At 36.6% G+C, this 18,434-nt stretch carries 19 protein-coding genes and 1 pseudogene; 9 read left to right on the top strand and 11 right to left on the bottom strand.

Annotated elements, in window-relative coordinates:
• Window positions 1-25 precede the first annotated feature (25 nt).
• The 3 genes from BEN71_RS01300 to BEN71_RS01290 all read left to right on the top strand — a co-directional run bounded on the left by BEN71_RS01300 (window position 26) and on the right by BEN71_RS01290 (window position 3,180).
• A complete protein-coding gene (locus BEN71_RS01300; RefSeq protein ID WP_068973020.1) occupies window positions 26-940 on the top strand; it encodes an alpha/beta hydrolase in 915 nt (304 codons plus the stop codon).
• 355 nt (window positions 941-1,295) lie between these two features.
• The gene (locus BEN71_RS01295; RefSeq protein WP_068973043.1) at window positions 1,296-1,898 is read left to right on the top strand and encodes a GGDEF domain-containing protein; all 603 of its coding nucleotides are present in this window, start codon (window positions 1,296-1,298) and stop codon (window positions 1,896-1,898) included.
• Window positions 1,899-2,337: 439 nt separating this feature from the next.
• The gene (locus tag BEN71_RS01290; RefSeq protein WP_227542642.1) at window positions 2,338-3,180 is read left to right on the top strand and encodes a GGDEF domain-containing protein; all 843 of its coding nucleotides are present in this window, start codon (window positions 2,338-2,340) and stop codon (window positions 3,178-3,180) included.
• Between the two features lie 38 nt (window positions 3,181-3,218).
• Here BEN71_RS01290 and BEN71_RS01285 read toward each other — a convergent pair whose 3' ends face one another.
• From BEN71_RS01285 to BEN71_RS01270, 4 genes are all read right to left on the bottom strand, one after another.
• Entirely contained in the window at window positions 3,219-3,896 is a 678-nt protein-coding gene (locus BEN71_RS01285) for a glutathione S-transferase family protein (RefSeq protein WP_068973022.1), read from the bottom strand.
• Between the two features lie 111 nt (window positions 3,897-4,007).
• Window positions 4,008-4,775 (bottom strand): transporter, encoded by a 768-nt coding sequence (locus tag BEN71_RS01280; protein ID WP_068973023.1) that lies wholly within the window; start codon window positions 4,773-4,775, stop codon window positions 4,008-4,010.
• Window positions 4,776-4,795: 20 nt separating this feature from the next.
• On the bottom strand, window positions 4,796-5,332 hold the full coding sequence (locus BEN71_RS01275; protein ID WP_068973024.1) for an ankyrin repeat domain-containing protein: 537 nt from the start codon (window positions 5,330-5,332) through the stop codon (window positions 4,796-4,798).
• 175 nt (window positions 5,333-5,507) lie between these two features.
• A complete protein-coding gene (locus BEN71_RS01270) occupies window positions 5,508-5,861 on the bottom strand; it encodes an HPF/RaiA family ribosome-associated protein (protein WP_068973025.1) in 354 nt (117 codons plus the stop codon).
• A gap of 501 nt (window positions 5,862-6,362) precedes the next feature.
• Here BEN71_RS01270 and BEN71_RS01265 point away from each other — a divergent pair.
• The 3 genes and pseudogenes from BEN71_RS01265 to BEN71_RS01255 all read left to right on the top strand — a co-directional run bounded on the left by BEN71_RS01265 (window position 6,363) and on the right by BEN71_RS01255 (window position 8,385).
• Window positions 6,363-7,103, top strand: a complete 741-nt coding sequence (locus BEN71_RS01265) for an outer membrane protein OmpK (RefSeq protein ID WP_068973026.1) — start codon at window positions 6,363-6,365, stop codon at window positions 7,101-7,103.
• Between the two features lie 126 nt (window positions 7,104-7,229).
• Window positions 7,230-7,732: pseudogene (locus BEN71_RS01260) on the top strand (N-acetyltransferase family protein).
• Window positions 7,693-8,385 (top strand): hypothetical protein, encoded by a 693-nt coding sequence (locus tag BEN71_RS01255; protein WP_161553504.1) that lies wholly within the window; start codon window positions 7,693-7,695, stop codon window positions 8,383-8,385. Before BEN71_RS01260 ends, BEN71_RS01255 begins: the two are co-directional and overlap by 40 nt.
• 25 nt (window positions 8,386-8,410) lie before the next feature.
• Here BEN71_RS01255 and parE read toward each other — a convergent pair whose 3' ends face one another.
• Together parE and BEN71_RS01245 are read right to left on the bottom strand one after the other, a co-directional pair.
• A complete protein-coding gene (gene parE / locus BEN71_RS01250; protein WP_068973028.1) occupies window positions 8,411-10,288 on the bottom strand; it encodes a DNA topoisomerase IV subunit B in 1,878 nt (625 codons plus the stop codon).
• Window positions 10,289-10,304: 16 nt separating this feature from the next.
• Window positions 10,305-10,889, bottom strand: coding sequence for a YqiA/YcfP family alpha/beta fold hydrolase (locus BEN71_RS01245; RefSeq protein ID WP_068973029.1), 585 nt, complete (start codon window positions 10,887-10,889; stop codon window positions 10,305-10,307).
• A 243-nt stretch (window positions 10,890-11,132) separates the two neighbouring features.
• On the opposite strand from BEN71_RS01245, the gene BEN71_RS01240 reads away from it, so the two are divergent.
• On the top strand, window positions 11,133-12,464 hold the full coding sequence (locus BEN71_RS01240) for a PGAP1-like alpha/beta domain-containing protein (protein ID WP_068973030.1): 1,332 nt from the start codon (window positions 11,133-11,135) through the stop codon (window positions 12,462-12,464).
• A 46-nt stretch (window positions 12,465-12,510) separates the two neighbouring features.
• Here BEN71_RS01240 and BEN71_RS01235 read toward each other — a convergent pair whose 3' ends face one another.
• The 3 genes from BEN71_RS01235 to gshA all read right to left on the bottom strand — a co-directional run bounded on the left by BEN71_RS01235 (window position 12,511) and on the right by gshA (window position 15,435).
• On the bottom strand, window positions 12,511-13,242 hold the full coding sequence (locus tag BEN71_RS01235) for an SH3 domain-containing protein (RefSeq protein ID WP_068973031.1): 732 nt from the start codon (window positions 13,240-13,242) through the stop codon (window positions 12,511-12,513).
• Window positions 13,243-13,311: 69 nt separating this feature from the next.
• Complete coding sequence (locus tag BEN71_RS01230; RefSeq protein ID WP_068973032.1) at window positions 13,312-13,806, bottom strand: disulfide bond formation protein B; 495 nt, start codon at window positions 13,804-13,806, stop codon at window positions 13,312-13,314.
• A 51-nt stretch (window positions 13,807-13,857) separates the two neighbouring features.
• Entirely contained in the window at window positions 13,858-15,435 is a 1,578-nt protein-coding gene (gshA, locus tag BEN71_RS01225) for a glutamate--cysteine ligase (RefSeq protein ID WP_068973033.1), read from the bottom strand.
• Window positions 15,436-15,674: 239 nt separating this feature from the next.
• Between gshA and BEN71_RS01220 the strand changes: the two genes are divergently transcribed.
• Complete coding sequence (locus BEN71_RS01220) at window positions 15,675-16,214, top strand: DUF924 family protein (RefSeq protein ID WP_068973034.1); 540 nt, start codon at window positions 15,675-15,677, stop codon at window positions 16,212-16,214.
• A 49-nt stretch (window positions 16,215-16,263) separates the two neighbouring features.
• Here BEN71_RS01220 and BEN71_RS01215 read toward each other — a convergent pair whose 3' ends face one another.
• Window positions 16,264-16,905, bottom strand: coding sequence for a hypothetical protein (locus tag BEN71_RS01215; protein WP_068973035.1), 642 nt, complete (start codon window positions 16,903-16,905; stop codon window positions 16,264-16,266).
• A gap of 160 nt (window positions 16,906-17,065) precedes the next feature.
• Window positions 17,066-17,593: a dihydrofolate reductase family protein gene (locus tag BEN71_RS01210; RefSeq protein ID WP_068973036.1), complete on the bottom strand. Its 528-nt coding sequence runs from the start codon at window positions 17,591-17,593 to the stop codon at window positions 17,066-17,068.
• Window positions 17,594-17,855: 262 nt separating this feature from the next.
• Between BEN71_RS01210 and BEN71_RS01205 the strand changes: the two genes are divergently transcribed.
• Window positions 17,856-18,422, top strand: coding sequence for a CC0125/CC1285 family lipoprotein (locus BEN71_RS01205; RefSeq protein WP_068973037.1), 567 nt, complete (start codon window positions 17,856-17,858; stop codon window positions 18,420-18,422).
• Window positions 18,423-18,434 lie beyond the last annotated feature (12 nt).

Genomic DNA, 18,434 nt, shown 5'->3' with positions numbered 1-18,434 from the left:
TAAAGATGAATAATATGGAACAAACATGAAGATCAATCCTGCGTTGAAACAATATTTTACAGAATCAATTCTTAAATCAAGCTTCAAATTCCCGAGTCGTTTTAACCTCCCCCCAGCAACCGCACGTTTTGGTATCGAACAACTCTCTCGTTTTATTCCACAACGAAAAGATGTTCACATTCGTTCATTACGCGTAGCAGGTATCCGCGCAGAAGAAATCAAACCTCAAGCACATTCGACCCAGTTAATTTTCCATATTCATGGTGGTGCTTTTTTTGTTGGTTCATTAAAAACTCATCGTGCTTTTTTATCTGAAGTTGCTGCACGAACCCAAATGCAAGTGTTTCATTTAGACTACCCTTTAGCACCAGAGAATAAGTTTCCAGAAGCTGGCGATGCAATTTATGATGTTTATCAACAACTTTTAGATCAAGGCATATTACCTAAAGATATTATTATTTCAGGGGACTCGTGTGGTGCGAACTTAGCATTGGCTTTAGCGCTGCGCCTAAAAGAAGAAGACCCTAAACAGCTTCCAAGTGCATTAATCCTCATGTGTCCATTCTTGGATTTAACCCTGACTGGAGAATCTTTGCGTTATAACCAAAATTTGGATGCCTTGCTCTCTATTGAAGCACTCGAAGCAGGAATTGACTTTTATGTACCTAAACATTTAGATCCATCACTTCCACCGCTATCACCTATTTTTGGAGATTTGGAAGGGCTTCCACCAACACTGGTACAAATTGGATCAAAGGAAATTTTACTGTCAGATGCACAACGCTTTGAACAAAAAGCAACAGAGGCAGGGGTTAAAGTCACTTATAAGCTTTATACAGGTATGTGGCATAACTTCCAAATGTTTAGCCCTTGGTTTGATGAAGCGAAAAGGTCATTAGCAGATATTGCTGAGTTTGCACATCGTATTGATCGCAGCTAAAGATTAATCGTCGCAAAATATAATAATTGAGTGGAAAATAGCCCAAAACAATGAGCAACAATTTAAAAGACAAGCATTGTTGTTCATTCTATAAATAAAAAGTCAATGAATTCTCTTTTAATACTCATAAATTCATTTTGAATCTATAAATACGTTTCAATCATTAAAACTACTCAAATAATACTATTAAATTTAGTTTCATTATTAAGTTTAACTGCAAAATAAATCACATTATTATAAATATAAATAGACTCCCATCATCTTTAATTTTATTTTTTTATTTGAATTCAATCAAATAAACTGCTACATTTGTCGAATGAAACAATAAAAAAATCAAATGCGGATGGGCAAAGAAATGCGTAATAAAATTTATTCTGAAAGACGACGTAAAATACATTCACTCTTCAATCAAATATTGAAGCGTACTTTTATTGCCAAAATCATGCAGAAAAACCAGATCAGCAATAACATTAAAATCGACCCAGATACGGGTATTTATAACCAATTTGCAATTAACTCATATTTGAAAGAATTACACCCTCAAGTTGAATCAAACTTTGGAATTATTTTATTAAGCATCGATAATTTAAACAAAATAAAAGAAAATTTCAGCTCCCAGATAGCCCGTAAAGTTTTAGCATCCATTGCCCAAGCTCTATTAAAAAATCTTCGCGATACAGATCTTGTTGGCCGCTACAGCGAATCAGAATTCATTTTAATTCTCAGTGATGTCAATCTAGAACAAGCCAATCATATTGCTGAACGTCTGACTAACTTAATCAATCAAAGCCCGTTAAAAATCATCGGAAAAATAATTCCGATTCAGGCAAGTCATGGAGTTTCAATTTCTCAATATAACAGTTTAAGCAATACTGTATTGGCACAAGCAGATCTTGCATTGCATAACACAAAAATTAACCACGAACAGTTTTATACCAGTACTGGGCTAAATTCATAAATATTTAACTTTATAAAAAGTGCAATCATTAGCCCTGAAAGTTAAATATTTTTAATATTTTCATAGATTTAATTTTCAATAGTTAAACGTGGGGTAAAAATGAAGGCATCTTTCATAGATGATTAGTCACTATATAAAGTCATTAAAAAACCAATTTAATTCAGATATTATTATGAATTGGAATAATATTCATAAAAGTATTCTAGTATTAGTCTTGGCTTTTGGAATCCAATTATTGTGGATTTTTTGGAAATTATGGATCATCAACACACCAAGTATTTGGCCATGGGTTAATCTACCTCTTATTCATACTCAAATTTACATCAATAGCATTTCAGCCTTTTTTTTCATTGGTTTAGTTTGTATTTGTTATAAATTCCAAAAAAAACATTGGGCACATCTTTTTTTCCCCCACTTAGTGATTAGCATTTTTACGCTCATGTTTATTAGTGATGGTTTTTTGGTCGGCATATATAGCCCTGCAACCATCTTTGCCTTTGTATCTATTTCAGGTATCGGAATTATTTTATTTAACCGAAAATTTATTTATATCCATTTATTTAATGCTTTTAGCATTGCAATCATACTCATGTATTGCACTTACAAAAATTTAGTGCCCTACGCTCCCATATTTAGTCAAACATTATTAGAACATGATCCCCAGAAAAATCTATTCTGGGTTTTAAGTATGGCGTACTTTATTATCCCTATCCTGATTGCATGCCTAGTTTTGTGTGAAGTATTGCTCTCTCAATGGCGCCATCGTGAATCATTAATTCAAATTTTGAGCCAAACTGACCCCTTAACCAATCTATATAATCGTCGATCTTTCAATGAAAAATTAAGCCTAATTCAGAATACTCACACACAATATGCAATTATTCTCATTGATATTGATCATTTTAAAATGATCAACGATGATTTTGGTCATCATATTGGTGATGAAGCACTTAAAGCTATTGCCCAACTTCTGTCAACCCTCGTACGAAGTTCAGACATTGTAGCCCGCTATGGCGGCGAAGAATTTATCATTGCCATGCCTGAAACATCACTTACAATCGCACGTGAAGTTGCAGAGCGTTGTCGCCTTGCCATCCAAAATCAGACATTAGAGACACTCACTCAGAAAAAAATCAATCTAACAGCAAGTTTTGGAGTCGCAACCTCAGAGGATGAAACGCAAATCAATAAAATCATTCATCATGCTGATCAAGCTCTATATCGTGCCAAAGCCTATGGACGAAACCAAGTTCATTTTCATGGTGAAACAAACCACAGTTAAATCAATTTAACTGGAAAATAATCACTATCACACTGCATTTATTCAGTTCGATAAGGCTCTTCACATTCTACAAATCTAAATTCAGCTTTTGCTTCCTGAATCCATTGCTGCACTGCTGGAACTGCCAAGATTTTCTGTACATATTGCTGACTGAATGATGATATTGGAATGCCATAGCATACGAATCGCATCACAACTGGCGCATAGAATGCATCGACAATACTAAATTGATCGCTACACAAAAAACTGTCTGCACTTGGTCGTTCTGACCATAATTGCTCAATACGTTGCACATCTTGCTGTAGTTTTAGATTATCTTGCCAAAGTTTTGCGCCAATGTTTGTTAAATCTGCATCGATATTCATTCCACATAAACTACGTAAAGCCATAAAGCTACTATGCATCTCTGCACACATTGAACGAGCGCGTGCTCTTTGTCGGAAGTCATTTGGCCATAGATATTTTTCAGGAAACCTTTCAGCCAAATATTCACAAATCGCCAAAGTATCCCAGATTAAAAATCCATCATCGACTAACGCAGGGACTTTTCCTGTCGGGTTAATTTTGAGGATACTGTGTTTGAATTGACTGTCTAATTCAAAGTGATCAAAAGGAATCAGATGTTCTTTGAATGGTATAGCAAAGTGCTGCAATACCAACCATGGACGCATTGACCATGTGGAATAATTTTTATCACCAATAAATAATTCTAACATGCGACCATCCTCCTAATTTTTTCTTATCATTGATCTTTGACGTGTATTTTCTTCAATTTATAGACAAAAAAAGAGTAGATCAACTACTCTTTTTTAGTTCTTCCATGCAACTTAGAATAGGAATGAAATGCCTAAACCAGCAGTATAACTACGATCCTGACCGCTTAAATCCACACCAATGCTTCCATCGATCTGTGTGCGATCATTCAGTGCATAAATCAAACCTGAACCTAAACCGTATTCATAATCTTGGCTTTCTGTTTTGGAGTAAATAAATTCAGAAAAACCAGAAAGATTACCTGCGATTTTATAACCTACAGTCGGTATGGCCGTGACTGACCAGTGACCATCTTGTACCGCATAGTTCATGGTAATGCCAGTATTCACTAAATCATTATATTTATAATCAAGTGAAGTCCCAATACTATAAATATCATCTTCCTCAGTGAAGCCTTCATTGCCTGTTGCAATAACAGCTTGTGCAAGGACTGCCATAGATAATTTATCATCCTTTAAATCAATGGCTTTTTTGATCCCGATAGATACATCACCAAGACCTGAGTCGTCATGTTTCTCACCCTTGTATTTGGTCTGTGTCCAAGCAGGACCCGCCCAACCCAATTGCAATTCCATACTAGAAGTTAAACCTGTACGGAAAAGCATGTCACCATTGAGCGTAACTGTTTTTTCTTTCGCACCATCGACGGTGGTTTCAGTATAGCTTGCACTTGGTAAGCCTTGTTCCCAAGCCAATTGACCTACAGGAGTGATGCCCGTCCCAAAACCTGCTCCAGGACGATCGAAGGAAAATTCTGCTGCCATTGCGTTTATACTTAGACTAGAAGCCAGAACCAAAGTGATTTTATTTAATATTGCCATATCAGGACTCAAACTTACGTTTATTCGTTGGACATTTTCGCACCGCGACTACGTAGTAACTCTAAAGTTTCTTTCTCTTCAGGTAAAGCCTGTGACCAATCTATTTGATCAAATTCACAATCAAAAAATAGATCACTAATTGAAGACAAGATGGTTTTTCCTTCTTCATCACGGGTATTTGAGTCAACTTTATGATCTAACAATTTTTGTACCGCAGGTACACATGCTGCACTTGCTGCATCCCAAAGAGGACCATAGCACTCTTCTGCATCCCATAGATAAAAGTTTGCTTTGGCTTGAATCAATGCATCTAAAATATCTAAATGTGGTTGTAAATCCTGAGCTTTTTGCTCAGCACTCAGAGGCTTCCCAGCTTCATAAGCATCACAGATTTTTTCCCACCATTTAAATAATCCATCTGACCAGATCGAAACAGCAGGACCTTTTTCAGGTTCCATAAAGTTGGGATCAAATCCATCTGCAAGCAAACGCTGAATTTGGGCAAGGTCTAAATCTTCTAAAGCCTGTACAAAGACTTGTTGTTGTGCTGATAACATATTGATCTCACAATTATATTCTTATATTCATTATGACTATTTTTTTTTAAATAGCTCATAAAATTTTAAATACTTCTCATTTTTAAATCCGTACAGCATTTATTGTTAGTTTCTGACAAAGTACATAACATTTATTTTACAGCCACAAAAAAAGCCCCGAAGGGCTTTTTAGCATTTATGCTTCATCAGCATCTGCGAGTTCTAATTTCCCACCACGTGGGTTTTCTGTTTTCTCTAGGGTATGTTCTAGACTACGTTTCACTCGCTCAATCGCGCCATGTAGTGATAGATCAATATTTTTTGCTCTATGCTTAACAACGACTGGCTTTAAGCCTGCTGCTTTTAATTCGATCATGCATTGAATATCATCATCCCCACCTTTATCTCCATTTTCATCGCTGATATGCACTGAAAATTGAGTAATTCGCTCACTATGGCGTTGAAATTCTTGATTTAGCTCATCTCGCACGTAGGTAATTAAGCGATCACTATTTTTAATATTTTTGTCTGTACGGATTTCAATATTCATAAAAAAACTTCCTCTTTCTAATCTAAAACTGAGTGCAAAATAATATTTTTGGCACACTTAAAGCTCATTGTATAAGTCGCTTTTTCACCTTCAATAAACTGGAACCGTAACTCCTCTATTACCAAGATGAACACTTTTGATGATCTGCAGATTGGTGTTCTTATACATTCAATATCAGGCTATATTGAAAAATATGCAAGTAGATTTTTAACTTTTTTATGAAAACAATATGAAAAATGACAACTTGTTACGTATTTTTATAATTTAATGATTTATTTAAATTTTTATTCGACAATTCCATGTGAATGACTCGACATTATTCAATTCCAAATATTTTTTTGCGATTCAAAATTTCTTTTCTCGTCCGTCATCCATTTTCACGTTTTAAAACATTTTACGACTTGATGTTTACATATTTATTTACATTTTATCTGGTTTTGGCTTTATTTTTGCTAAAGAATCTGTATCCTTGTAGCGCTTTCTTGGGGGAGAGATTTTTTCATGAAATTTACACAAATTGCTGCTCTTTGCGCAATCGCTTCAACTGCAACTTTGGCTCAAGCTGCTCCTGTTTGGCAGGATTTCAGTTTAACAGGACTTTATGGTGAAAATTATGAAGTTGTTGATGAAAAGCAAACTACACTGACAGTTGAGTATGCTGCCAAAGTAAAATACGCAGATGTATTCTTCTTTATGGATCGTATGCGTGGTAGTGATGATCACAAAAGCACATATTTCGAATTAGCTCCTCGCCTAAGCCTTGGTGAAGTTACTGGGAAAAAGCTTGCTGTTGGCCCAATCAAAGACGTTTTGATTTCGACAACGTGGGAAAGTAGTAGTGATGACTTCAACAATAGTTTTGACAATTTCTTGTATGGTGTTGGTTTTGATTTAGCCATTCCTTATACAAGTTTTGCTAGCATCAATTTTTATCGTGCGAACAACGAAAAGCAAAGTGATGACTATCAAATGACGCTTACTTACGGCGTTCCTGTAAAATTAGGTTCAGAAGACTTTTTGGTTGATGGTTTCTTAGATTGGTCAACTGCTGAAAAAGATTCAGGCGCTGCGCATGCAAGCGAATTAAACTGGACCACTCAATATAAATGGAATGCGGGTAAACATATTTCTCCAAATACACGTTTATATCTTGGTATTGAACATTCTGTATGGAATAACAAATACGGGATCAAAGGTAAAGATGAAAACAATGTCAGTGCTTTAGTGAAATATCATTTCTAAGTGATCGCTAAGACATAATTTGAAAGGCAAGACTTCGGTCTTGCTTTTTTTATTGGTGTGATAGATTGCATCGCCAAATGATAATTTCTACAATAAAAACTCAATTACTTTAAATCGACCTCGTCCATGAATTTTCAAATTCGCCCTGCTCAAAGTTCTGACATTCCTCATATCATGCGGATTTATAATCGTGAAATTGAAAATGGTTTGGCGACATGGAATAACATCCCAAAAAGTTTAGAAGAATATCAACAATGGTTTACCGATTTAGAAGAGAATAATTTTCCACTTTTTGTCGCTGAAGATATTGAAAGTAAAAGCATTGCAGGTTATTCAGAATATTCAAGTTTTCGTAATTTTAATGGTTATAACCATACTGTTGAGCATGCAGTTTATATTGACCCACAGTTTGCACGTCAAGGTTTAGGCAAGGCATTAATGGTGAAACTGATTGAGCATGCGAAACAGCATGATATTCATGTTATGGTCGCTGCGATTGATCATGAGAATACTGGCTCGATTCGTTTGCATGAGCAACTAGGTTTTAAACAAACAGGTTATAGCCTCAAGTGGGTCAAAAGTTTGGTATGTGGCGAGATTTGGTATTGATGCAGTTAAATTTTGGGTAAATCCTAAAATATATAAAAACAATAGGGTAACTATGAAGCTACAACTGATTCCAGTATTCGAATTAGAATATTCACATCCAAAAATTAAATTTCCTGAATTCCCTTTTACAGATGAAGAATATGAAAATTATTTTGACCAGGTCTATAAATTAAATGGTTTTGTAGATAAATTTCAGCCTATTGCACAAGGTTTTAACCTTTATTCTGTCTTACAAACGACTGAAAGAAATTTACTTAAGATTTTAAAGGATGCAATTCAAAAGAATAAAAATAGCTTAGAGGGTGGATTTGCCTTATGCGACATGTCAAATGGAATAAATCCGATCCTGACCCAGCGTTGTTGTTCTGATTTTAATGATGTAGATAGCTGGATTAATCTTGCTGAACAAAAATTAAAGGGATTTTGGATTGGTCATCCTATGCTGTGTTGCAAAATTGAAAATGATCAAATTCAATTTATTGAAGAAGAGGAAGAAGAACTTGAGGATATTTATGTTTCTTTTTCTGAGTTCCAAAAAGCAGTATTACAGTTAAAACAAGAACTTCCAAAAATCCGAGAATATATTTTAATAGTTGCAAATAAATATCAGCTTGATTTATCGGTAGTTAATCAATTTTTAAAATTTACTCAGATAGATCAAAACAATGCTTAGATTGTTTTGATCATTTGAAAATTTATCAAACACCCAAATCTGCTAAATTACCCTTCTGCTCTAACCACTCTTTACGGTCACCAGAACGTTTCTTAGCCAATAATTTATCCAACAAATTCGCAGTCAATTGCGTATCGTCCAAATCCAACTGTACCAAACGACGTGTGTTAGGGTCTAAAGTCGTTTCACGCAACTGACTTGCATTCATCTCGCCTAAACCTTTAAATCGAGTAATTTGAGGATTTTTGGTTTTTACTTTCTTTAAGATAGCTTCTAACTCTTGCTCATCCAACGCATAATGAACATCTTTGGCATCATCAATACGGAACAACGGTGGCATAGCGACATAAAGATGTCCTGCATCCACCATCGCAGGGAAATGCTTGACGAATAAAGCACACAATAAAGTCGCAATATGTAAACCATCTGAGTCCGCATCGGCAAGGATACAAATTTTGCCATAACGCAACTCAGACAAATCATCACTGCCTGGATCAACACCGATCGCAATCGCAATATTATGAACTTCCTGAGAAGCCAAAACTTCATCCGAAGACACTTCCCAAGTATTTAAAATTTTCCCACGAATCGGCATGATTGCTTGGAAGTTTTTATCACGAGCTTGTTTCGCAGAACCACCTGCGGAGTCACCTTCCACGATAAATAATTCAGATTCTTCTAATGTATGTCCTACACAGTCTGACAATTTACCGGGTAAAGTTGGACCAGCAACGATTTTCTTACGTTCAACTTTTTTCGCAGCTTTTAAACGACGACCCGCTTTAGCAATCACCATTTCTGCAAGTTGCATCGCCACTTCAGAATTTTGATTGAGCCATAAAGCAAATGCATCTTTGGCAATATTCAACACAATATTCGATGCTTCACGACTCGAAAGACGCTCTTTGGTCTGTCCTGAAAACTGAGGTTCTTGGAATTTTAAAGACAGAATGTAATTCACCCCATCCCAGACATCTTCCGCTGACAATTTCATGTTACGTGGCAATAAGTTACGTAACTCACAAAACTCACGCATCGCATCCGTCACACCTGAGCGCAAGCCGTTTACATGCGTACCGCCTTGTGCAGTCGGGATCAGGTTGACATAGCTTTCTTGAATTTGCTCGCCACCTTCAACATTCCAGCAAATCGCAAATTCAGCACTGGCACGTTCCGCCTCACCTGTCGCAACAAAAGCTGGTTCGGGAACAATTTCACGGTCTTGCAATTCATCCATCAAATAGTCGACCAGACCATTTTCAAATTGCCACTCTATTTTTTCATCATTAATTTGGTCGATATAAATAATTTGTAAACCCGCAGCAAGCACAGCTTTGGCTTTTAAATTATGCTTTAACGCTTTTAAAGCAAATTTAGGCGAATCAAAATACTTGGCTTCTGGCCAAAAATGGACGCTTGTTCCTGAAGCTCTTTTTGGTGCTTTGCCTTCTAATACTTCTAATGGTGCAACAGGCTCACCACGTTCGAACGCCATTTTATACAGATTACCCTGACGTTGAACTTCAACCTCTACACGGTCAGATAAAGCATTGACGACAGAAATACCCACACCATGCAAACCACCTGAAAATTGGTAATTGTCTGTGCTAAATTTACCACCTGCATGTAGTTTGGTGAGGATAATTTCAATCCCACTTTGTCCATATTCAGGGTGAATATCAACAGGCATACCACGACCATTGTCTTCAACGGATAATGAGCCGTCTTTATACACCGTGACCGTAATTTTATTGGCATGCCCTGCAAGTGCCTCATCGACAGCATTATCAATAACTTCTTGCGCCAAATGGTTTGGACGAGTGGTATCGGTGTACATGCCTGGACGACGACGTACAGGATCTAAACCAGATAAAACCTCAAGAGATTGGGCTGTATATGACACGTTAATGTTTTTCCTTTTATTTTACGGAGTTGGATAAAAATTCCAAAATCATCGGGATTTTATCTGCAAAATTTTCCATCGCATGATTACCATGCATTTCAGTCATGATCAATGATGAATGTGGCGCTGCACTATAATAGCGTTCAGCTTCACGATAATCCAAAATTTCATCGCCTTGTTGCAGTAAAACCATGATTTTGTCTGCATCTTGCACAAATGGCACAGCAATCGCTTCTAAGTGATCAAGTTGTGCATGGTCTAATGTCCATTGTTCAGTCACTTTGAGCGGAATATGCTCCATTCCAAATAGTTCGCGAAACAAAGCCCATGGTCGCATAGCGGGATTAATTAAAACAGCAGGCACACCGTATTTGGCGACCAATTGTGTCGCATAAAAACCACCAAGACTACTCCCCACTAGACCAACATCTGGTAGTTCTTCAATCAATTGAGAGATTTGATCTAAAACCATTTGAGGATGTTGATTTAAATCGGGTAAATAAACATTATTCGATGAATGGTTTCGACAATATTCATCTAATTGTTGCCCTTTGATCGATAAAGGGCTACTTTTAAAACCATGTAAATAGATAATATTCATTGGAAATAAATTGCTTTTTCATCGCTCATGTTTTAGTTTTTAATGTGATATTCGTCACAATATGTTTTAATTTGTATATGGTCGTGTTTTGTCCGACAAAAAATTAAAACAAAATTGCAAACATCTGTATTTTAATTAAATGTTCAGGATGAACAAGATAAGATGATTGCTTAGGAATTTATACATTGATCTTCGACAAAAATAAAGTCTTTGTTATGGATCAATTAGGATGAGGAAATAACAATGCCAAGTTTAACCCCTTTACACGAAACATATTGTAAGTGGGATCGTTCGCCTCCAAGTCAGGCGGACGTACTTGAAGGTTTAGCACAATTGGTGAGTACACCATTGAGCGGTGTTGTTCAGGACTTTATCCAGTCGATTCAACGTGAAATGTTACTGAGTATTTTTGGTTTAAGTAAAACCAAAGCCAAACGCTTTCAGTCACGTCCAATTGTCGATAAATTCTATCAATTCGGCTATAACGCACTACAAAATTACGGTAGCCACTTACTTGCTCCTGTTTTACGAAAAACCATTGAACGCTTTCCAAATTTGCATGAAAAGTCACTCACATCATATATGACCTTTTTGGTCAGTGCTTTGAATGGTGTACTTGGCGATTACTTATTGGCAACCCATAATCCACTTGCACTTTCTCCAGTACTCTATGATCGCTATGGCGCATTACAACAAGGTGATTTAGCGGGGCGTGTGGTGATTTTTTCACACGGTTTATGCATGAATTATCAAGATTGGAGTAATCGTGGTAATGGTGGAATCGGTGAAAAATTACTGGCTCAGCGTGATAACAATACCATGTTGTATTTGCACTACAACACAGGACGTCGTATTTCAGCCAATGGACGTTCACTTGCCAATATCTTAGAAGATTTAGTCAAACGTAATCCACGTATCACCAGTATTGACCTGATTGGTCATAGTATGGGCGGTTTAGTTTCTCGCAGTGCTTTGTTTTATGGTAAACAGAATATGCATCAATGGTTGCATATGGTTGAAAATCTTGTATGTATTGGCTCACCACATCACGGTGCAGTATTGGAACGTTTCGGTTTCGCAATCCAAGATAAAATTGGCAACTTCCCAATTGTTAAAATCATCAGCCATGTGGTCAACATTCGCAGTAACGGTATTTTAGACCTGCGTTTTGGTAGTGTCCGTGATGATGACTGGGAACATAATAATGCACGTATCGGCTTAATGGACGATAACCGTAAACCAGCACCACTCCCATCACACATCAATACCTTTTTAATCGCAGGAACTTTAGAGTTTGAAAATCGTAAGAACCGTACTTTAAAAGTCATTGGTGACTATCTCGTCAGTGTAAAAAGTGCTTTGGGTGAACACCCAAATCCACGTTTTCAATTGAAATTACCTGAATCACATAAGGCTGTTTTCTATGGCTTAAACCATTTTGATATTCAGTATCATCCATTGGTCGCAGAACAGATTGCCAAATGGTTTTATCCGCATCATGATGAGCTTGCAGAAGAACAAATCCGTAAGTATTTAATTAAATTAGAAAGTATGCAAGGTATTGTAGAAACCTAATCGAGAATCTACTGATCACAAATGCCAACTTCGAGTTGGCTTTTTATTATTCAGACCATGCTTGAATGGGTTTTACTAGACCATTTTGAATATGGATTACCATATTATATTGAGCTGCACCACCTATAGTTAAAGTATTAATTACATATAAATCATTACCTTTGCTATAAACCTCAGCTTGTTCAAAATCGTACAGATTTCCGTAGCGATCTAATGGAAAGAAATACTGCTCCAATTTTTGTGCAGGAATAACAATATTTTCACCATTAAAATTAATAAGAATTTGCTTAAACTGCCCCATTCCTTTTTCAGGAATATCTCCATCAGTTCCAAAAAATTCTTTATTTTTATAATATGTATAAAATGCCATTTTTAAGCCTTTAGGAATTGTTTTTTTAAAATCTTTTTCAGTGAATTGTGCTATTTTTACCTGTAGTTCAACAAAATTATCTGCAAATTGATAAATTGCTTTATCTGAGTAATGATCTTTAAGCTTCCAACGTTGATAGCCACCGAATGGATTGATACGGCTTTTATGAATAAAACCTTCTTCATTTAGACCATCTGCTTTAATCAAATAAAAAACCGTTGAATTACCTCCTGAATCAAGCGATACAACTGTTTGATTATTTAAACGCCCAATTACTTTAGCTTTTAGAGATGCTTGATCTCGAACATTGACATAACCATCTTTATCCTGAATCAAACCGAAATTATTCGACTGCGCAAAGCTAAAGGATGGTATAAAAAGACTAGCAACTAAAAGGATTCTTTTCATTTTAAGATACTGATTATTTTTAAATTTAAATATAAAAAGAGCCAGTTTTCACCAGCTCCATTATGCATTTTAATATTTACGGAATAGTTGCCATAGACTGATCAAAGCTAATACACTAAAGAACAACAATGACCATGTCGGTAAAGACTGCCCCAAGAATGTCCAATCCACCATGGCACACTCACCAGAGCCTTTGAGGACATTTTCAAACACAGATTTGAGCGGTAATGTATCTACCCAATAATCCAAACCCGGACCACAACTCGGCACTTGGTCTTTTGGCAAATGTTGTAGCCACACATGACGTGCAGCAACACCGGCTGACCATGAAATCGCGACTAAACCTAAGAAACTATAAAGACGCTTAAACACATTGGTTTTAGGGTTATGCAAAAACGCAATGAGGGAAATGAATCCTAAACCAATCAGACCAATCCGTTGAAATACGCAAAGCGGGCAAGGATCAAGTCCTTGCACATGCTCTAAAAACAACGCAAATGACATTCCAATGACACTTGCCAAAAACAAAAAACCACTTACGAAGCGATAACTACGCCATTGCATGGAATTTCCCCATTATTGCATGAGTATATGAATCAATACTTTATTCAAAATTTATCTAAATTTACTCAAGTAATCTTCAAAACTTATACTTGTATCTTGTTCAAGTTGCTGTTGTTCTGCGAGAGAACTTTGAGTAAGTTCCTCAAAATACGCTAAAGTTTCTGGACTTAATACATGTTGTTCGTAACTTTCAATATGTTGGTTTGCCATATAGCTACCAAAACCCCAAGTCCCGCCTTGTTTCATGGTATCTTCAATCACATGCGCAGATAGAGTCTGATCCACATCATCAACACGGGTTTGCATTACAGCTAGGGCTTGACGATACAAATCCGTTGCATAGCTTTGATTTAGGACATCGGCAAGTGGTTGCATTGCAGTGATATGTTGTTGAATCCATACTAATAATGGAGTTTCTTGACCCGCTTCGATAATTTTGGCATTTGGCGCACGACCACGATTGACCACTTCAGCTTGGTTCTGCTCGATAATGTCTTGTTCAGCATCTAACAAATCTGGACTGTCTTTGAGTAAGCAATATAGCGCCACAACCTCTAAGAAACCTGCGGTATCTTCATCGATCCCGATTGCACTATACGGGTTCACGTCAACTGCACGTAATTCCACATAGCCAATGCCACGATTTGCCAAAGCTTGAGATGGTGTTTCACCTGCTTTCGGCACTTGTTTCGGACGAACTAAACTGTAATATTCATTTTCAATTTGTAGCACGTGATCATTGATTTGATTCGGCTCACCATTGGCATCACTCAATCCTAAACGACTGAATTGCGCATACGGCGTATTTACCGCTTTTTGTAACTCAGCGACATAGCATTCTAAATTGTTGTAATGAATGCCCAATTGTTTCTGCGCAGAATTTTGATAACCAAAACGCCCCATTCGCAATGCTGTTGCATAAGGTAAGAATAGCGTTCCTTTGATCAACGGTAATAAATGATGCTCACGTCCTGTCATAAAACATTTACATACTGACGGACTTGCGCCAACAAGGTACATGACTAATGGTGTAAGGCGAATAAAATTACGAATTAAGCCCAAATAACGATGACTACGGTAATCTTGCAGACTGAGTGCTTTCAGTGCTTCATCAGTTTCATGCTGTTGTAATTGTTCAAATAACGCATCAGGGAAAGAAACGTTGTAATGCACACCTGAAATGGTCTGCATACGGCGACCATAGCGAATGCCTAAACCATGACGATATAAAGTTTTGAATTTACCAATATTTGAAGTGCCATATTGTGCCAAACGAATATTTTCTTCTTGATCGTCCAACATACATGGCATAGACAATGTCCACAATTTTTCATCATTTTCTAAATGACGATTCACCACTGCATGCACATCTGCCAAAAATGACAATGCTTCAGGAATGCTTTCTTTCGGTGGGGTAATAAACTCCATCAAGGCTTCAGAATAATCTGTGGTGATATGCGGATGCGTCAGCGCAGAACCGAGTGATTTTGGATGATCTGCTTGTGATAAAAAGCCGTTGCTTTGCATACGCAAACTTTCACGCTCAATCCCACGTAACATCCCTTTGAATAAGGCAGAATCCACCCAACTTGGTAAAATAGATTGGGAAATCGCTTCGGGTTGACTCATACTGACTCGCTTATCTTAAAGGCTTCTCTTAAGAATTTATTCAAATAAAATGTTTTGGATGCTCGCAGTATAACGTGATTTATCGATATACACGTATATTCATCGATTTTTGCATTCAATATTCATTTTATTTTCGGCAATTTTTTATCACAAATGAAGACTACAAGATATCTAAAATATATGTTTTTATTACTAAATACCCACTAACAATCTGTAAAAATTAAGGTTTTATAAAAGTTATGAATTATCAAACTGTTCTCGATTTTTGGTTTAGCGCTGAAACTCAACCCTACTGGTTTGCAAAGAGTGATGCATTCGATCAACAACTTCGCAATCAATTTTTAGACACTCTAGAGCAAGCACGCCAAGCTGAACTTTGGTCATGGCGAGAAAATGCCGAAGGTCGTTTGGCTGAAATTATTGTTTTGGATCAATTTTCACGAAATTTATATCGTGATCGCCCTGCCTCTTTTGCGCAAGACCCAATGGCTTTGGCTTTAGCACAGGAAACGATCCAACTGGGATTGGATCAAAATTTAAGACCTGAGCAACGTTCATTTTTATATATGCCTTTTATGCACAGTGAATCCAAGATCATTCATGAACAAGCATTAAAATTATTTGAAGGTTTAGGCAATCCAATCAATTTAGATTTTGAGAAAAAGCATAAAGTTATTATTGATCGTTTTGGACGCTATCCACATCGTAATGAAATCTTAGGACGTGAATCGACTGTGGAAGAAATTGAGTTTTTAACACAGCCGAATAGTAGTTTTTGAGCATAATACTCATGTATCCCCCCTACATGAGCACTGAATCACTCAGACTTTAGATTCGTGAACCAATCCAAATATAGGTTAAAAGCCATTTTTTATTTTCAAATTTAAAATCAAAAATTATTGCGTCTGAAGGTGCCATTTTAAATTGTCCATACCATACACGAATATGTTCTGGCGAGAGGGTTTGCCAAAATGTAACAGCAGGAATACTACTGTTAGGATTCAAACCTGTTAGGTTGATCTTCATTTGATTTTTATGAATAGGGGCAAAAGCAACTGAAAATTCATTATTATCTAGCAACCATCGACCTAATTCTTGTTGACGAGAATACAACACCATCTCAACAGGTATAGATTCATATAAGTTGGCAGAGAAAGGGGTTAAATCGATGTCTAATTGATCGTTTCTTGGGGCGCATAAGATTTGCTGAAATAATCCGATCAAAGCTTGATCTTGTTGAATCTTCAGTCGATCTTTAAGTTGTACGGTTAGAGGACTTGGCGAATTTTTACAGACCTTAGAATCAACATAAACTCCATCTGTTTCAACTTGAACAGGACTATTTTCAGAGCCCCCTCCAAGCATAGATACAATATCTTGACGAACAGATGCTTCTACGCCCTCTGCAAAACAGTTTTGCATTTGAAAAATACTGACTACGATCATAATACTTTTTATAAGGTCTTTCATTTTTATTCCTACTTTTTAAATTTTTCATCTTCAATAATATTAATGGATTGAAAATTTATTCCCAATTCTTTACAACCAATAAAATATAAGCTGTTGCAAATACCTTGCGATTTGCAACAGCATTCATCATCAATTGAAAAACATTATTTTTAAGTGATCATTAGAAAATATAAGTTGTTTTAATGATCGTATTTTCAATCATTTCAGCCTGTATAGATTTCAACGGTTGAACATTGGATTTAAAACTTGGAAACAGCGGAATGCCCTCACCAAGCAGCACAGGCATCACAAAAATTTCCAGACTATTCAGCAAATTGTGCTCAAGAAAATAGTTCTGTAACTGTGTTCCCCCGACAACCCAGACATTCCCCTCAAAGTTTTGTCTAAGATGTTCAACCAATTCATGAACACCTTGATTCCATAGAGAAAGTGATGAATGTATTAAATCCAATGAAAGATCAGAAGTGACGATAAATCCTTTTTGATCAGGATATGGCCATTCTCCACCAAAAGAACAGATCACTTCATAGGTTTTACGTCCCATAACGACAATATCAATCTCTTGAATAAAGTCGTTATAGCCACAGTCAATTGCTTGATAAGGTGTTAAAAATTCAACTGAGCCATCTTTTGTTGCAATATAGCCATCTGCACTTGTCGCAATATAACCTTTTATTTCAATACTCATTCAATTCCCTATAAACCATCCCATTTGCCTCAAGTATATCAAATCCTTTTAGTATTGATATTCACTACAATCGCTTGGCTATTTCTATTTAGCTCATCAATAGTGAAGTCATATTTTGAATAAAAGATGGCTATGCAAACTCATCATCTCTACCGATCAAGTAACAAAATTCTGCTTGAAATTCATGCTTAATCCATCAATTTATAACAATATAATGGGCATATAAATGAATTTCAGAATCTGCTGAAAAAAGGAGCGTTAAATGAAAAAACAACTCATCGGTCTGTCTATGGTTGTCGCGCTCGCAATCTCGGGTTGTGCGACCACACCGAGCAAACCACGCACTTTTGACCAACTTGGGCAATACACCACAGTTCCGCTGAATGAACACAGCTATCGCATTAGTTTTCAAGGCAATAGCAACATGAGTTTTGGTACTGCCGAAGAAATTACACTGGTCAAAGCAGCACAAACAACCTTATTGAATGGTTTTACTTATTTTAAAGTCTTAGATGATCCAAGTAATCGCACCCAACAGCCACCTCGTAAAGCTGTCGTTTATCCGTCACAGAGTTACTATCCTTATGGTTGGGGCTACAGACGTCATCCAGGGTTCTGGAATGATCCATTCTATGATATGCCACAAGTCGTGACACTTGACCCTGTTCAAGTTTCCTATACGATTGAATGTTATAAGGATAAAAAATCATCGCCAAATGATGCCTTTGACGCTCGTCTGATTTTGCAATCTTTAGGGCAGAAATATGGCGTTAGTCCGACAGGACAGGTACTGCAACCACAACCTGTTACTGTACCATCAGCTAAATAATTATTTTTAGGA

The organism is Acinetobacter wuhouensis (assembly GCF_001696605.3).
Classification (GTDB): domain Bacteria; phylum Pseudomonadota; class Gammaproteobacteria; order Pseudomonadales; family Moraxellaceae; genus Acinetobacter; species Acinetobacter wuhouensis.
The sequence above is the reverse complement of the archived record's forward strand: the minus strand, read 5'-3'. Positions and strand labels throughout refer to the sequence as shown.

Excerpts from the sequence above, each read along its gene's own strand:
- BEN71_RS01300 (WP_068973020.1), top strand. The coding sequence starts at position 26 with ATGAAGATCAATCCTGCGTTGAAACAATATTTTACAGAATCAATTCTT.
- BEN71_RS01295 (WP_068973043.1), top strand. The coding sequence starts at position 1,296 with ATGCGTAATAAAATTTATTCTGAAAGACGACGTAAAATACATTCACTC.
- BEN71_RS01290 (WP_227542642.1), top strand. The coding sequence starts at position 2,338 with ATGTTTATTAGTGATGGTTTTTTGGTCGGCATATATAGCCCTGCAACC.
- BEN71_RS01285 (WP_068973022.1), bottom strand. The coding sequence starts at position 3,896 with ATGTTAGAATTATTTATTGGTGATAAAAATTATTCCACATGGTCAATG.
- BEN71_RS01280 (WP_068973023.1), bottom strand. The coding sequence starts at position 4,775 with ATGGCAATATTAAATAAAATCACTTTGGTTCTGGCTTCTAGTCTAAGT.
- BEN71_RS01275 (WP_068973024.1), bottom strand. The coding sequence starts at position 5,332 with ATGTTATCAGCACAACAACAAGTCTTTGTACAGGCTTTAGAAGATTTA.
- BEN71_RS01270 (WP_068973025.1), bottom strand. The coding sequence starts at position 5,861 with ATGAATATTGAAATCCGTACAGACAAAAATATTAAAAATAGTGATCGC.
- BEN71_RS01265 (WP_068973026.1), top strand. The coding sequence starts at position 6,363 with ATGAAATTTACACAAATTGCTGCTCTTTGCGCAATCGCTTCAACTGCA.
- BEN71_RS01245 (WP_068973029.1), bottom strand. The coding sequence starts at position 10,889 with ATGAATATTATCTATTTACATGGTTTTAAAAGTAGCCCTTTATCGATC.
- BEN71_RS01240 (WP_068973030.1), top strand. The coding sequence starts at position 11,133 with ATGCCAAGTTTAACCCCTTTACACGAAACATATTGTAAGTGGGATCGT.
- BEN71_RS01235 (WP_068973031.1), bottom strand. The coding sequence starts at position 13,242 with ATGAAAAGAATCCTTTTAGTTGCTAGTCTTTTTATACCATCCTTTAGC.
- BEN71_RS01230 (WP_068973032.1), bottom strand. The coding sequence starts at position 13,806 with ATGCAATGGCGTAGTTATCGCTTCGTAAGTGGTTTTTTGTTTTTGGCA.
- gshA (WP_068973033.1), bottom strand. The coding sequence starts at position 15,435 with ATGAGTCAACCCGAAGCGATTTCCCAATCTATTTTACCAAGTTGGGTG.
- BEN71_RS01220 (WP_068973034.1), top strand. The coding sequence starts at position 15,675 with ATGAATTATCAAACTGTTCTCGATTTTTGGTTTAGCGCTGAAACTCAA.
- BEN71_RS01215 (WP_068973035.1), bottom strand. The coding sequence starts at position 16,905 with ATGAAAGACCTTATAAAAAGTATTATGATCGTAGTCAGTATTTTTCAA.
- BEN71_RS01210 (WP_068973036.1), bottom strand. The coding sequence starts at position 17,593 with ATGAGTATTGAAATAAAAGGTTATATTGCGACAAGTGCAGATGGCTAT.
- BEN71_RS01205 (WP_068973037.1), top strand. The coding sequence starts at position 17,856 with ATGAAAAAACAACTCATCGGTCTGTCTATGGTTGTCGCGCTCGCAATC.